Below are 14,648 nucleotides of genomic sequence, written 5' to 3'. Positions count from 1 at the left end.
GGCTAGGGGCTGGTGGCTGGGGTGGCACTGCGCTTGACTGACGCAACGCCCTGGCGGGCGAGCGCGTCGGCGCGTTCATTTTCGACGTGACCGGCGTGGCCACGCACCCAGATCCAGTCGACCTTGTGGCGGCTGGCCGCACGGTCCAGCTCCTGCCACAGGTCGGCGTTCTTGACCGGGGCCTTGGCGGCGGTCTTCCAGCCGCGCGCCTTCCAGCCGTGGATCCACTCCGAAATACCCTTCTGCACGTACTGACTGTCGGTATGCACGCGCGCGTGCACCGGGCGCTTGAGCAGTTCCAGGGCGCGGATCACGGCCAGCAACTCCATGCGGTTGTTGGTGGTCTGCGCCTCGCCGCCCCAGATTTCCTTTTCCTGTCCACCCGCGCGCAGAATCGCACCCCAGCCACCCGGGCCGGGGTTGCCGCTGCATGCGCCGTCGGTAAAGATGTCTACGAGTTCCTGCATCGGGTTCCTGATTCTTCGTCCTTATGGGTGGTGGTGACGCCGCCGCGACCGCGACGCGATGCCGGCGTGAGCCGCTTGGCGGGCACCGCCTCGGCCTTCCATTGCGGCGTGATCAACCGCATGCCATGCACGCGCTTGATGCCGTGCAACACGAAACAGCCGCCGCACACCGGCCACCACCGGTTGCCGGCACGCTCGAGGAACTGCCAGCGATCGACCCATTTTTGCGTGCGCACCGGCGGCACGTAGCAGCCGAACACGCCGGGCGGCGTCTCGAAGCCGAGCAGTGTAAGCCAGTCGCGCACCCGCAGCACCGAGAAATAGTGCCCGCGCCACGGCCAGGCGCCCGACGAGCGCGAAAAGAGGCGGCGCGCACCGAACAGGCTGAACGGATTGAAGCCTGCGAGCACCAGACTGCCGTCGGGCACCAGCACGCGCTCGACCTCGCGCAGGATGCGGTGCGGATCGCGCGAGAACTCCAGCACATGGGGCAGCACGACGAGATCGACGCTGGCGGTGGCGATGGGCAGCCCGGTTGCCTCCGCGTAGACCGCCGCTCCGCCACGCGAAGACTCCGTCTCGAGCACGAAACGATGGGCGATGCGGCTCGCGCGCAACAGGTCGTGCCCTGGCAAGCCGACCTGCATTGCGTTATAACCGAACACGTCGGAGACGATGGCGTCGATGTGCGCCTGCTCCCAGCGCAGGACGTATCCGCCCTGCGTACCCGAGAACCACTCCGAAAGGCTTGTACAGGACATGACCATTGACGCCCCCGGCGATGCCGGCCTCGAGATTCTTCCGCTGCCCGCGTTCAACGACAACTACATCTGGACCTTGCGCCGCGGCGACAAGGTCGTCGTCGTCGATCCCGGCGACCCGGCCCCGGTCGAATCGTATCTGGCGCGTGAAGGACTCGACCTTACCGCAATTCTCATCACCCATCACCATGCCGACCACACCGGCGGAATCGGCGCGCTGACCGCACGACGCGACATTCCGGTGTACGGTCCGGCGGCGGCCGACATTGCCGGTGTGACGGCAGGATTGGCTGATGGCGACAGCGTCGATCTGCCCGAACTCGATCGCGCCTTCGAGGTGCTCGAGGTGCCCGGCCACACCGCGACCCACATCGCCTTCCTCTCCGGCGACCTGCTGTTTCCGGGCGACACCCTGTTCTCTGCCGGCTGCGGGCGGCTGCTGGGCGGCACTGCGGAGCAACTGCACGCCTCGCTCGAACGCCTCAAGGACCTGCCCGGCAGCACACGCGTGTATTGCACCCACGAATACACGCTCGCCAACCTGAAGTTCGCGCAGGCGGCCGAGCCCGACAACGCCGAACGCGATGCCTGGTTCGCGCATTGCCGGAGTCTGCGTTCGGACGGACAGCCCACGCTGCCCAGCACGATGGAGCGCGAGCGTGCGATCAATCCCTTTCTGCGCACCGGGTCGGCCTCGGTGATCAAGGCCGTTACACGCCACACGGGTCGGCGCCCTGCCAGTGATCTGGCCTGTTTCACCGCGCTTCGTGCATGGAAGGACGAGTTCTGAGGAGACGCGTTCAGTCGGCCTGTACGACGCGGTTGCGTCCGGCGCGCTTGGCCTTGTAGAGCGCTTCGTCGGCGAGCGTCAGCAGGATTTCGGAACCGCGTTCGTCGCCGCGTTCAGGCACCGCCGTGGCGATGCCGATGCTGATCGTCAGGAATGGAGAAACCGACGAGAAGCCGTGCGGAATCGCCGCTTCGCGTACCGCACGCATCACGCTATCAGCCACCGAGGCGGCCCCCTCGCCGGCCGTCTCGGGGAGGATCACGGCGAATTCCTCGCCGCCGTAGCGGGCGACCAGATCGGACGGACGCCGCAGCGACTGCTCCAGCAGCCCGGCAAGATCCTTGAGGCATTCATCGCCGGGCAGATGACCGTGGCCATCGTTGAACGCCTTGAACTCGTCCACATCGATGAACAGCAGCGAAATCGGCAGGCCGCTGCGCGATGCGCGGCGCCACTCGTGATCGAGCACCTCGTCGAAACGGCCACGATTGGCGATGCCGGTCAGCCCGTCGATCGCGTTCCGGCGCGCGAGCTCGCGGTTGGCCTCGTCGAGCTTGCGGGTGGTGCGCAGCAGCACTTCACGCATGCGCACGATGCGGCGCATCGCCGCCACCTTGGCGCCGAGCACCTTTTCGGACACCGGCTTGACCAGATAGTCATCACCACCGGCGTCGATCCCCTGAGCGAGGTCGTCGTCGCTGGCGCGTGCGGACAGGAAGATGATGGGCGTCCAGTCGACGCCTTGCTCGATGGCGCGCAGGCGGCGCGCAACCTGGAAACCGTCCAGGTCCGGCATGATCACGTCGAGCAACACCAGGTCGGGACGTTCGCGTTCGAAGGCCTCGATGCCACTGCGACCGTCGCGCGCCCTGACCGTATCCAGCCCCATCTTGCCGAGCATCTGGCAGATGAGCGTCGCGCTCGTGACGGTGTCCTCGATGACCAGTGCCTTCATCCGCTACGCGCGCGCTCCATGTGGGGTCTCAACCGGTCTTCCCGCCTCGATTGTGCCATAGCGCCTGCGGGCGACATCGGGCATGAGGCGGTGGTGTGAAATAAACCACAAGGAACCCAGGGAATTTGACGCAAAACGTCTCCGCAAATTAAAAAGGGGCCGCTTTCGCGGCCCCCGAAACATCCTTGTGTGCATGCGGATCAGTGGTGATGGCCGCCCGCTCCGTGCACGTGGCCGTGCTGGATCTCCTCGGGCGTGGCCGAGCGCACGTCGGCGACCTTGCCGTCGAACACCAGCGCCATGCCTGCGAGCGGATGGTTGCCGTCGACCACGACCTTGCCGTCGGCGATGTCGGTGATGCGATAGACCATGTCTTCCTCGTCGTCTTCGCCGACGCGCTCGAAGGCCATCCCGACCTCGATGTTCTCGGGGAACATGGCGGCTTCCTCGATCAGCACGAGTTCTTCGTCGATATCGCCAAAGGCGTCTTCGGGCTGCAGCTTGACGGTGAAGGTCTCGCCGACCTCCTTGCCCTGCAGTGTTTCCTCGATCAGCGGGAAAATGCCGTCATAGCCGCCGTGCAGATACACCAGCGGGTTCTTGCCGTCGTCGATCAGATTGCCGTCGCTGTCGGTGACCGTGTAATCGAGCGTGACGACGGTGTCTTTAAGGATTTGCATGTGCGTGTTCCGTTTGCAGTTGGCTGAGCGTATCCAGGACCTCGGCCACATGGCCGCGTGGTGCGACGTTGCGAAAGATGTGGCGGATGATGCCACGCTTGTCGATGATGAAGGTGGTGCGCGTCACGCCGGTGCGCCGCACGCCGTCTGCCTCGCGCGATTGCCACACGCCGTAGCGACGACAGATGTCGACGTCCTCGTCCGAGAGCAGTCGCACGGACAGGCCATGCTCGTCGCGGAACTCGGCGTGGGTCGGACAATCGTCGGGGCTGACGCCGACGACGACGCAGTCGCGTTCCTCGAAGTCCTGCGCATGGTCGCTGAAGTCGACGGCCTGGCGCGTGCATCCGGGCGTGTTGTCGCGCGGGTAGAAGTACAGCACGACGTGCTTGCTGCCGACCATCTCGTCCAGGTCGAACACTTCCATGTCGGCGTCCGGCAGTGCAAAAACCGGCGCCCGGTCGCCAATCCGCGGCACGTGACGTGGGCGCGATTCTAGCCCGGAACGTTGTCGAACTCCAGCCGCGTCGGTCCCTGCATCGATTCGCATGCTGTCCTCCCAGCGGAGGTTCGAAGTTCTTGAGGGATAGACCACCAAGCGGGTCGCCTCAAGCCCGGATACACCTTGGCACGGACTTGCAAGACTGTGATAGCTGTTTAAAAATACAGTTCTCGGCGAGAATGTCCGCCTGCTCGACCGACCCTGCCCTGCTCTGCCCGGAGAATGCCATGACCCCGCCCGACCGACCGCTCACGCGGCGCCAGAGCGAGATTCTCGATTTCATTCGCGACACCGTATCGCACAGCGGCCGTCCGCCCACGCGCGCCGAGTTGTGCACGGCCTTCGGTTTCCGCTCTCCCAACGCCGCCGAGAGCCATCTGCGTGCGCTCGCGTCCAAGGGCGCGATCGTTCTCGAGGAAGGCCGGGCGCGCGGCATCCGGCTGGCCGACGGCGTCGGACTGCCGCTGATCGGGCGCGTCGCCGCCGGCTCGCCGCTGCTCGCCATCGAGCACGTCGAGTCGCACCACACCGTCGATCCGGCGCTGTTCTCGCCGCGCGCCGATTACCTGCTGCGCGTGCGCGGCCTGAGCATGCGTGATGCCGGCATCCTCGACGGCGATCTGCTTGCCGTACACCGCACGCCCGAGGCGCGTGCCGGACAGATCGTCGTCGCGCGCGTGCACGACGAGGTCACGGTCAAGACCTTCCGCCGTCGCGGACCGGTCGTCAGCCTGATGCCGGCCAACCCGGACTTCGCACCCATCGTCGTCGACACCCGTGTCGAGCCGCTGGTCATCGAAGGCGTGGCCGTCGGCCTGATCCGCAACGGCCTGCCGCGCTGAAGGGGGTGGGATGAGCGCCTCGCCCGCCCTCGCAGCATTGCCGCCGGGCCTGGTGTGGCGTGCCGACCGCCTCGCCCGCGACGTCACGCCGGGCGAGCCGACCGGCTTCAAGGCGCTCGATGACGAGTTGCCCGGGGCAGGCTGGCCGCGCGAAGGCATCGTGGAACTGCTCGTCGCCACGCCCGGCATCGGCGAGATCGAGCTGCTACTGCCCTTGCTCGCCCGCGCCGGGGTCGATCGTCTTGTGGTGTGGGTCGCCCCGCCACGATTGCCGTATGCGCCCTCACTCGCTCACAGTGGCGTACCGCTCGAACGCATGCCCGTAGTGGTGGCACAGAATGCGGCCGCAGCGATCTGGGCCACGCGCCAGGCGCTGGCCTCCGGCGCCTGTCACGCGGTGCTGGCGTGGATCGAGCGTATCGACATGGCCGCCTTGCGTCGCCTGCAACTGGCCGCCGAGGAAGCGGCCACGCCGCTGTTCCTGTACCGCCCGCCGCAGGCCGCGCGCCAGTCCTCGCCGGCCGTGCTGCGCCTGGCGCTGGCCGGTCACCGTGCAGGCCTGCACGTCGACATCCTCAAGCGGCGCGGTCCGCCCGCGAGCGCGCCGCTGATCCTGCCCCTGACCCGATCCATCGGAGAGCCTGCCCATGCTGTGGATCGCCCTGCATCTGCCCGAGCTGTGCCTGCAGGTATTCACGCGCGCCACGGCTGAGGCCGCGCCGTGCGCGCTCTTCGACGACGCGCGCCGCCCCTGCATCGTCGCCGCCGATACCCGCGCCCGCGCACTCGGCCTACACCCCGGCGAGACGCTGGCGGCCGCGCGCGCGATCGCTCCGGGCGTCGTCTTCAGGGCGCGCGAAGTCGCGCTCGAGCAGGCCACGCTCGACGAGGTGGCCGCCGCCTGCTCGCGCTTCACGCCCTCGCTCACGCTGGCTGCGCCCGATACCGTGTTGCTCGAGGTCTCGACCAGCCTGCGCCTGTTCGGCGGACGTGAAGCGCTTGTGCGCGCGCTCGGCGACACGCTCGCAGATCTGGGCCTGGTCATACGCAGCGCTGTTGCGCCCACCCCGCTGGCTGCCCACTGGTTCGCGCTCTCCGCAACGACGGCTCCGGTCGGGCCGGGCTGGCAGGATGCGCTCGACGCACTGCCGCTCGGGGTGCTCGGCATCGGCACCGATGTGAGCGCGGCGACGCTGGAACTGCTCACCGAGCTGGGTCTGCAACGACTCGCCCAGGTGCGCCGTCTGCCGCGCGAGGGACTGGCCCGGCGTCAGGCGCGCGCGGTGCTCGACGCACTGTCGCGCGCGCGTGGCGAGGCACCCGATCCAAGGCGCTGGCGCGAGCCGCCGGCGCGCTTTGCGTCCACGCTCGCATTGCCGGTCGCGACCACGAATACCGAACCACTGCTGTTCGCGATGTCGCGTCTCGTCGCCGGCCTGGTCGCCTGGTTGGCCGCACGACACGCCGGAATCGACCGCTTCGCGCTCGAACTCGTACACGAAGACCACAGCGTGACGTCGCTTGTCATCATCAGTGGAGAGCCCTCGCGCGAAATCTCCCGGCTGATGCTGCTCGCGCGCGAACGCCTGTCCGCGCTGACGCTGCCGGCTCCGGTCGAGGGTTTGCATCTGGCCGCCGACGCACCGGTACTGCGCCCCGGACGCACGCCGGACCTGTTCGGCGACCCGGCCGGGATCCGCGAGAACGCGGTGCTGCTGCTCGATCGTCTGCGTGCGCGTCTGGGACCTCAGGCCGTGCGTCGCATCGCGCCCTGGCCCGACCATCGGCCCGAGCGCGCAAGCCGCATGCTGCCCGTAGGCGCACCGGCGGGGGAGCACGCCACGACCTCCACCCCCCGTCCGGCCTGGCTGCTCGAGCGTCCGCACGCGCTCGCCGTGATCGACCAGCTGGAACTCGTCGCCGGCCCCGAACGCATCGAGACCGGCTGGTGGGACGGCGCGGACATGGCACGCGACTACTATGTCGCGCGCACGCCGGACGCGGCGCTGTGGTGGGTTTTCCGCGAGCGCAACCAAGGCAGCTGGTACCTGCACGGTCATTTTGGATAGACTGGCCGGCCTCCCGGCTCCGAGTCCATTGCGATGTTTCCGTTCTCACGCCCGCGTCCCGATGAACCCGCAGGCGATGCGCACCGCCGCAAGGCGCTGCGCGCACTGATCGTTGCGCTGCTGGCCTTGCCCATCGCGCTCACGGCCTTTCGTTTCATCGAGCCGATCTGGGTGCGCATCGAGCCGCTCGAAGGCATTGCCTTCATGCTCGCCGCGACCCTGCTCGGAGCGACCATGGCCGTCGCCCCGCTGCTCGCCGCGGCCGCCGCCCTGGTGGCGATGTGGCACGGTGTCGAGAGCGTCGCGCAGCCGCGCTCACGCGTCACGCCGCTGTTCGATCGCGTGCTCTACGCGATCGGTCTTGTCGTGTGGTTCGCACCGGCACTGGCGCTGGCTGCCATGGCGGGCAAGGCCGTCGTGACCGGTTCGATCACGTTCCGCCGACCGGCGCGCGAATACCTGCTCGCCATCGATCCGATCGCGTTCTGGCAGAGCGTGGGCTTTCTGCTCATCGTCGCCGTGGCCGCGGCCTATCCGGCATGGCATTACTGGCGGCGAAAGCTCACACGTCCGAAATCGGGATAGGGGCGGTCAGCTTACCTGACCGTTCCCCTCCCACACCACCCGGCATGCGGGTCCGCACCGGGCGGTTCGAGCAGTTGAGGTCATGAGAGCCGGGGCACTCCGATCCGGTCGAAGTAGGCGATAGGCATTGCCCGGTTCAGCGCCATGCGGCTGTTGCGCCACCAGCACCGACTGTTCGCGGCCACCTTGCGAGCGTCCGCCTCCGAAGCGCCCAGCGCTTTCAACTCCCGATACATCGTCGTACTCCGGCGCCAGTGCTTGAGCTGCACGGCACGCAGCCGGTGTCGAATCCACTCGTCGAGTCCGCGGAACACTTGCGGCGTCTGCGCGAGCTGGAAGTAGGCCTTCCAGCCCGGCATGTAAGTCCGGAGTTGTTCGGCGATCTCCGGCAGGCTACGCCCACCCGAGCGACGCGTCATTTGTCGGATGCGTTGCTTGAAGGTCTCTTTGGCCTTGTCCGCCACCTTGCATTTGACCTGACCGCCTCGGCCATACCAGAAGGCATAACCGAGAAACTTCCGGCCAGATGCGGGCGCGACGGCCGTCTTGGCCTCATTGACCTTCAGATGGAGTCGGTCGTAGAGCTTGCGCAGCCCGTCCAACACGCGTTCGCCCGCACGACGGCTGCGTACATATACGTTACAGTCGTCGGCGTAACGCACGAAGCGGTGACCGCGCTGTTCCAACTCCCGATCCACCTCGTCGAGCAGCACGTTGGCCAGCAGCGGCGACAATGGCCCGCCTTGCGGCGTGCCCTCGTAGCGTTCCATGACCACTCCACCCTCCATGATCCCGGCCACGAGGTAGCGACGAATCAGCCGTAGCACGGCTTTGTCGTTGATGCGCCTCGATAACCGTTCCATCAGGATGTCGTGATTGACCCGGTCGAAGAATTTCTCCAGATCCACATCGACCACCACCCGGTAGCCGTCCTGCACGTAGCGCTGTGCATCGAGCACCGCGTCATGCGCACGGCGTCCCGGTCGAAAGCCATAGCTATGTTCGGAGAACGTCGGATCAATCTTGCGCTGCAAGACTTGCAGCAGGGCTTGCTGGATCAGCCGATCCGTCACCGTCGGTATCCCCAATTCACGCACGCCCCCGTCGGGTTTCGGAATCTGGACACGGCGCACCGGCGCGGGCCGGTAGCTGCCGTCCAGTAACGTTTCCCGAATCCGGGGCCAGTGCGCTCTCAGGTAGTCCGCCGTCTCGGCAATCGACCGACCATCCACCCCTGCACTGCCGCGATTGGATTTGACGCGCTTCCACGCCGCCTCCATGTTCGCGCTCGCGAGCACCTGCGCAAGCAGGCCCTCTCGCCCCGGGCTTCCAGTTGCATGCCGCGCCGTCCGTGCTTCATCACGCATCGCCTCAAGCGCGGCTTCACCCCGCCCTCCCGCGTTGCGCCCCGCATGACCGGGCTTCTGATGCACTGCACGTTCGAGCGACATGGCCTTCGGCCCTCCTACTCGTTCGGCCCTTCGCCCCAGCACGGCAGCTACTACGGCCTCTGCTGACTTCTCGCTCCGGCTCGGCGCCGTCGCCCTTTCAGACACAAAGCGAGATCTCCCCAGGTAAGAACGCACTCCTTCGCTGCACAACCGCCGGATCTACGCCGCTTCGCCTTGATCACGAGAGCTTCGCGGTTTCATGCCCGCTCGCCCTGCTCGGCAGCGCCTTCTATCCGATTCTTGTTCATCGGCTCGCAGCTTATGCTCCACGCTTCCTCCCCACACTCGGTCACCCTCATGCAGTTGCGCTTCACTTCGTTCGCTGTGATCAACTTACGGCGGGACTCGCACCCGCAGGAGTGCGCCCATGCTGGGCGCACATAAAAAAGGCCGCCCCCGTCGGGAGCGGCCTTTTCCGTGCATCACCCTGTCACAGGCCGAGCCAGCCCTTGCGCAGGGTCCGCACCGAGGGCTCGGGCTTTTCCTGCAGCGTGAGCTTCATGGTGTCGGCCCTGGGGGCGGCCAGCGTGACGTCGAACTCCATCAGTTCGTCGCGGCGGAAGGCGTGCACGCGCACCGTCTCGCCGGCCTTGCGGCGTGTCAGCATGTCCTCGACGTCGCCGGCAGCCACACGCAGGCCGTCGAAGGCCACCAGCACGTCGCCGGCCGACAGGCCCGCGGCCTGCGCGGCGGCGCCGTCGAAGACGCTGGCGATCTTCGCCTCGGGGCCGGAGGCCATGCGCACGCCCAGCACCGGCGCTTTCGCCGAGGTATCCGAGCGGCAGTTGACGCCGAAGGGGCGCAGCAGACGCGCCAGCGGCAGATCTGCCGTGCCGCTCACCGCGCGGCGCAGCCATTCGGCCAGACGGCGCCCTTCCTCGGCGGAGGGGTCGCTGGCGATCTCCTCGACGATGGCGAAGATGCCGTCCTCGGCCACACCGATGCCGGTCTTGCCGTGGCGCTTCCACAACGCGCGCATGACGTCGTCGAGGCTGCGCTTGCCGCCGGTCTGGGTGCGCAGCTGCAGGTCCAGCGCGAGCGCCACCAGCGCGCCCTTGGCGTAGTAGCTGACGATGGCGTTGGGCGCGTTCTCGTCCTGGCGATAGAACTTGGTCCAGGCGTCGAAGGAGGATTCGGCCACGCTCTGCTTGAGGCGTCCGCTGCCGCGCAGCACGCGACTCATGGTCTGGCCGAGCAGTTCCAGATAGTCGGCCGCCGAGATCACGCCCGAACGCACCAGTGCGAGATCGTCGTAGTACGCCGTGAACCCCTCGAAAGCCCACAGCAGGCGCGTGTAGTTCTCGCACGCGTAGTCGTAGGGCGTGAACGCGGCCGGCTTGATGCGCTTGACGTTCCAGGTGTGGAAGTACTCGTGGCTGCACAGGCCGAGGAAGTTGCGATAGTCCTTGTTCATGCCGCGCATGCCGCGGTAGGGCAGATCCTTGCGGCTGGCCAGCAGCGCGGTCGAGGCGCGGTGCTCGAGACCGCCGTAGCCGTCGCCGACGATGGTCGCGAGAAAGACATAGCGCTCGACCGGCGCGGGCTTGCCGAACAGGCGAATGTGCCAGTCGCAGATCCTGGTCAGATCTGCGGTGAGGCGATCCAGGTCGCAGTCGTGGCGCCCGGTGAGCACGATCTCGTGCTCGACGCCGCCGGCCTTGAACACCGCCTGCGTGAAGCGCCCCATCTCGACCGGATGGTCGACCAGCTCGTCGTAACTGTCTGCGCGATACAGGCCGAATCCGCCGATGCGCGCCCCCCCCTTGAGACTGGTCGCCGGTGTCATCGCCGTGGCGACCTGCCAGTCGTCGGCACCGGCCGGAGCGCGGATATCGACCAGGCACGGGCGGTCGGTCTGTCCGTCGACGGACAGGAACACGCTGGTGCCGTTGAAGAAGCCATGGGTCTGGTCCAGATGCGCGGCACGTACCGACAGGTCCCAGGCATAGACGTCGTAGTTCACGGTCAGACTGCGTCCGGCCGCGAGCGGCGCTGCGCGCCAGGTGTTCTTGTCGATCTTGGTGATCGAGTGGCGGCGCCCGGCGGCCTCGGCCGACAGGGTCACGATGTTGCGCGAGAACTCGCGGATCATGTAGCTGCCGGGAATCCACGCCGGCAGGCGGAAAATCTGTCCGGACGGGTCGGGGCGCTCGACGGTGCAGCTCACCCGGAACAGATGGGCCTCGGGATGATGCGGCGTGATCGTGTAGCGGATTTCGGGTGTCATCGTGCCTCGCTAGGTCGTTTACACGCTTTTCATTCTAACGCGCTCACGACGCCGCCCCGGATATACTGTTCTTATGTACAGTCATCGATCGCATTCGGTGCGCCCAGCTCCACCCGCTTTCGCCGAACTGCACTGCCTGAGCAACTTCAGCTTCCAGCGCGGTGCCTCCCACCCGGAGGAACTCGTCGAGCGCGCCGCCACGCTGGGCTATGCGGCGATCGCGATCACCGACGAGTGTTCGCTCGCCGGCATCGTGCGCGCGCACCAGCAGGCGAGGCGCGATGAAACCCCCATCCGGCTGATCATCGGCAGCGAGATCGCGCTCGCGGACGGTCCGCGCGTGGTGCTGATCGCGCGCGATCGTCACGGCTACGCTGCACTGTCTAGGCTGATCACGCGCGGCCGTCGTGCCGCCCACAAGGGCACCTACCATCTGTGCCGCGCCGATCTCGAAGACGGTCTGCCCGGTTGCAGCGCACTGCTCGTACCGCCTGAGGATGTGCAGCTCGACGAGGCCGCGATCGCGGCCGACGCACGCTGGCTCGCGACGCGCTTCGCGAACGAAACCTGGCTCACCGTCGCATTGCATCTGGGCGCGGACGACGCAGGGCGGCTCGCCGCGCTGCTGCGTGCAGCGCGCAGTGCCGGCATCCCGGCGCTGGCCGCCACCGGTGCGCTGATGCACGACGCCGCCCGTCGACGCCTGGCCGACGTGCTCAGCGCCACCCGGCTGCGCTGCACGCTGGCCGAGGCCGGCCTGCGGCTCGCGCCCAACGCCGACCGCCACCTGCATGAGCGCGCGGAACTGGCGCGCCGCTACCCGTCGGGGCTGCTCGCCGAGACGCTGACCCTGGCCGCGCGCTGCACGTTCAGCCTGAACGAGCTGCGCTACGAATACCCGGACGACCTCGTGCCGGCCGGTCGCACGCCCACCGCCTGGCTGCGCGAACTGGTCGAGCGCGGGCTGGACTGGCGCGAGACCCAGCGCGCGCGCAGCGCCGCCGCCCGCGCACGCATCCGGCAACTCGTCGAGCACGAGCTGGCGCTGATCGCGGAACTGGGATACGAACCCTATTTCCTGACCGTGCACGACATCGTGCGCTTCGCGCGCGAGCGCGACATCCTGTGTCAGGGGCGCGGCTCGGCGGCGAATTCGGCCGTGTGCTGGGCGCTGGGCATCACCGAGGTCGATCCGGAACTGGGCATCATGCTGTTCGAGCGCTTCGTCTCGCGCGAGCGCGACGAGCCGCCCGACATCGATGTGGACTTCGAGCACGAGCGGCGCGAGGAAGTCATCCAGTACATCTACGCGAACTACGGCCGCGAACGTGCCGCGCTGGCCGCCACGGTGATCCGCTACCGCACGCGCGGCGCGCTGCGTGACGTGGCGCGTGCGCTGGGCCTGCCCGCGCAGCGCGTCGACCAGTTGACGCGCGAGCAGCGCTGGTTCGACCACAGCGAGAACCTGCCCGAGCGCCTGCGCGAGGCGGGTTTCGACCCGGACGCGCGCGAGATGCGCCTGCTCGTCGAACTGGCCCGTGAGTTGACCGGCTTTCCCCGTCATCTGTCGCAGCACGTGGGCGGCTTCGTGATCGCGCGCGGACGGCTCGACGAACTGGTGCCGGTCGAGAACGCGGCGATGCCCGATCGCACCGTGATCCAGTGGGACAAGGACGATCTGGAAGCGGTCGGCCTGCTCAAGATCGACGTGCTCGCGCTGGGCATGCTCACGGCGCTGCGCCGCACACTGGCGATGGTCTCGCGCTGGCGTGGCTGGCGTTTCGGGCTGGCCGACATTCCACGCGAAATCCCGGCCGTGTATGAAATGCTCTCGCAGGCCGACTCGATCGGCGTGTTCCAGATCGAATCGCGCGCACAGATGACGATGCTGCCACGGCTCAAGCCCGCGTGCTTCTACGATCTGGTGGTCGAGGTCGCGATCGTGCGCCCCGGCCCCATCCAGGGCGGCATGGTGCACCCCTATCTGCGCGCACGCGATCGCATCGCCGCCGGCCTGCCGGTGGACTACCCGCGCTCGAGCAATGCGCGCTCGGACGCCGGCGTGCGGCGCGTACTCGAGCGCACGCTGGGTGTGCCCATCTTTCAGGAACAGGTCATGCAGCTGGCTGTCGAGGCCGCCGGTTTCACGCCGGGCGACGCGGACCGGCTGCGCCGCTCGATGGGTGCCTGGCGCCGCAAGGGTGAGCTGGAGCAGTACCGAGCGCGTCTGCTCGACGGCATGGCCGAGCGCGGTTTCGCACCCGAATTCGCGCAGCGTCTGTGCGACCAGATCGAGGGCTTCGGCAGCTACGGCTTTCCCGAATCGCACGCCGCCAGCTTCGCGCTGCTGGTGTATTTCTCGGCATGGCTCAAGCGCTTCGAGCCGGCGGCTTTTCTGTGCGGCCTGCTCGACAGCCAGCCGATGGGCTTTTACGCGCCCGCGCAACTGATCCAGGACGCGCGCCGTCACGGCGTCGTCGTACGCGGCCCGGATGTCACCGCCAGCGACGGCGAATGCGCGCTCGAAGCCTGTGGTGATGATGCGCCCTCCACGCCCCTTCCCGGCATCGTCCCTGCGCCGGCGGTGCGTCTGGGTCTGCACCGGGTGCGTGGTCTGACGCGCGATGCAGCCGCGCGCATCGTCACCGCGCGGCGCCAGCAGGCCTTCGATTCGGTCGACGACCTGGCCGCGCGTGCGCGGCTGGATGCGGCGACGCTGCGCCGTCTGGCCGCAGCCGGCGCGCTGGCCACACTCGCCGGTCATCGTCGTCAGGCGCTGTGGCAGGCCGCCGCGACCCGCAGCCACGACGATGTGCTGGCCGGCGCACCGGTACATGAGACGCAGGCCGAACTGGCTGCGCCGTCCGAAGCGGCGGATCTGCTTGCCGACTACGCCAGACTCGGCTTCACGCTGGGTCGTCACCCACTGGCGCTGCTGCGCGCACGCCTGCAAGGCGAACGCTTCGACCCCGCCGCCCGGATCATGGACTGCGCCGACCGGCAGATCGCGCGCGCAGCCGGGCTGGTGACCTGTCGCCAGCGCCCTAGCACCGCGAAGGGCACGATGTTCATCACGCTCGAGGACGAGACCGGAATGGTCAATGTGATCGTGCACGCCGAACTGCTCGAACGTCAGCGGCGCGAACTGCTCGGCGCGCGTCTGCTGGGCGTGTTCGGCCAGATCCGGCGCGAGGGCCGTGTCGTTCATCTGATCGCCGGGCGCGTCGTGGATCGATCGGAACTGCTCGGCACGCTCGACGCGCGCAGCCGCGATTTCCACTGATCGGCTACCATCGCGCCATTCTTGACGCCGGCCCTT

At 67.8% G+C, this 14,648-nt stretch carries 13 protein-coding genes; 6 read left to right on the top strand and 7 right to left on the bottom strand.

Annotated features, from left to right (window positions below; genetic code table 11):
* Window positions 1-2 precede the first annotated feature (2 nt).
* Both rnhA and C0099_RS07785 read right to left on the bottom strand, forming a co-directional pair.
* Window positions 3-467 carry a ribonuclease HI gene (gene rnhA / locus C0099_RS07790; RefSeq protein ID WP_102246907.1) on the bottom strand — a complete coding sequence of 155 codons (465 nt, stop codon included), beginning with the start codon at window positions 465-467 and terminating at the stop codon, window positions 3-5.
* Window positions 452-1,228 (bottom strand): class I SAM-dependent methyltransferase, encoded by a 777-nt coding sequence (locus tag C0099_RS07785; protein ID WP_102248428.1) that lies wholly within the window; start codon window positions 1,226-1,228, stop codon window positions 452-454. The genes rnhA and C0099_RS07785 overlap by 16 nt, the downstream gene beginning before the upstream one ends.
* On the opposite strand from C0099_RS07785, the gene gloB reads away from it, so the two are divergent.
* Entirely contained in the window at window positions 1,227-2,018 is a 792-nt protein-coding gene (gene gloB / locus C0099_RS07780; protein WP_102246906.1) for a hydroxyacylglutathione hydrolase, read from the top strand. The genes C0099_RS07785 and gloB overlap by 2 nt on opposite strands.
* A 10-nt stretch (window positions 2,019-2,028) precedes the next feature.
* Here the strand turns inward: gloB and C0099_RS07775 are convergent, their stop codons facing one another.
* The 3 genes from C0099_RS07775 to C0099_RS07765 form a co-directional block, all read right to left on the bottom strand.
* A complete protein-coding gene (locus tag C0099_RS07775; RefSeq protein WP_102246905.1) occupies window positions 2,029-2,973 on the bottom strand; it encodes a diguanylate cyclase in 945 nt (314 codons plus the stop codon).
* 200 nt (window positions 2,974-3,173) lie between these two features.
* Window positions 3,174-3,653: an FKBP-type peptidyl-prolyl cis-trans isomerase gene (locus tag C0099_RS07770; protein ID WP_102246904.1), complete on the bottom strand. Its 480-nt coding sequence runs from the start codon at window positions 3,651-3,653 to the stop codon at window positions 3,174-3,176.
* Window positions 3,640-4,131, bottom strand: coding sequence for a peroxiredoxin (locus C0099_RS07765; protein ID WP_102246903.1), 492 nt, complete (start codon window positions 4,129-4,131; stop codon window positions 3,640-3,642). The genes C0099_RS07770 and C0099_RS07765 overlap by 14 nt, the downstream gene beginning before the upstream one ends.
* A gap of 251 nt (window positions 4,132-4,382) precedes the next feature.
* On the opposite strand from C0099_RS07765, the gene lexA reads away from it, so the two are divergent.
* From lexA to C0099_RS07745, 4 genes are read left to right on the top strand one after another with little or no spacing between them, the layout of a single operon-like run.
* Window positions 4,383-4,997 carry a transcriptional repressor LexA gene (lexA, locus tag C0099_RS07760; RefSeq protein WP_102246902.1) on the top strand — a complete coding sequence of 205 codons (615 nt, stop codon included), beginning with the start codon at window positions 4,383-4,385 and terminating at the stop codon, window positions 4,995-4,997.
* A 10-nt stretch (window positions 4,998-5,007) separates the two neighbouring features.
* Window positions 5,008-5,709 carry a translesion DNA synthesis-associated protein ImuA gene (imuA, locus tag C0099_RS07755; protein ID WP_102246901.1) on the top strand — a complete coding sequence of 234 codons (702 nt, stop codon included), beginning with the start codon at window positions 5,008-5,010 and terminating at the stop codon, window positions 5,707-5,709.
* Window positions 5,645-7,066 (top strand): Y-family DNA polymerase, encoded by a 1,422-nt coding sequence (locus C0099_RS07750; protein ID WP_102246900.1) that lies wholly within the window; start codon window positions 5,645-5,647, stop codon window positions 7,064-7,066. Before imuA ends, C0099_RS07750 begins: the two co-directional genes overlap by 65 nt.
* Window positions 7,067-7,099: 33 nt before the next feature.
* Complete coding sequence (locus C0099_RS07745) at window positions 7,100-7,651, top strand: hypothetical protein (RefSeq protein WP_102246899.1); 552 nt, start codon at window positions 7,100-7,102, stop codon at window positions 7,649-7,651.
* Between the two features lie 80 nt (window positions 7,652-7,731).
* Here the strand turns inward: C0099_RS07745 and ltrA are convergent, their stop codons facing one another.
* Both ltrA and C0099_RS07730 read right to left on the bottom strand, forming a co-directional pair.
* Window positions 7,732-9,102 (bottom strand): group II intron reverse transcriptase/maturase, encoded by a 1,371-nt coding sequence (gene ltrA, locus C0099_RS07740; protein ID WP_102246237.1) that lies wholly within the window; start codon window positions 9,100-9,102, stop codon window positions 7,732-7,734.
* A gap of 430 nt (window positions 9,103-9,532) precedes the next feature.
* Window positions 9,533-11,329 (bottom strand): M61 family metallopeptidase, encoded by a 1,797-nt coding sequence (locus C0099_RS07730; RefSeq protein WP_102246898.1) that lies wholly within the window; start codon window positions 11,327-11,329, stop codon window positions 9,533-9,535.
* Between the two features lie 73 nt (window positions 11,330-11,402).
* Here C0099_RS07730 and C0099_RS07725 point away from each other — a divergent pair, with 73 nt between their 5' ends.
* Complete coding sequence (locus C0099_RS07725) at window positions 11,403-14,612, top strand: error-prone DNA polymerase (protein WP_102246897.1); 3,210 nt, start codon at window positions 11,403-11,405, stop codon at window positions 14,610-14,612.
* Window positions 14,613-14,648 lie beyond the last annotated feature (36 nt).

It is taken from the genome of Pseudazoarcus pumilus (genome assembly GCF_002872475.1).
In the GTDB taxonomy this organism is placed as follows: Bacteria; Pseudomonadota; Gammaproteobacteria; order Burkholderiales; family Rhodocyclaceae; genus Pseudazoarcus; species Pseudazoarcus pumilus.
The sequence above is the reverse complement of the archived record's forward strand: the minus strand, read 5'-3'. Positions and strand labels throughout refer to the sequence as shown.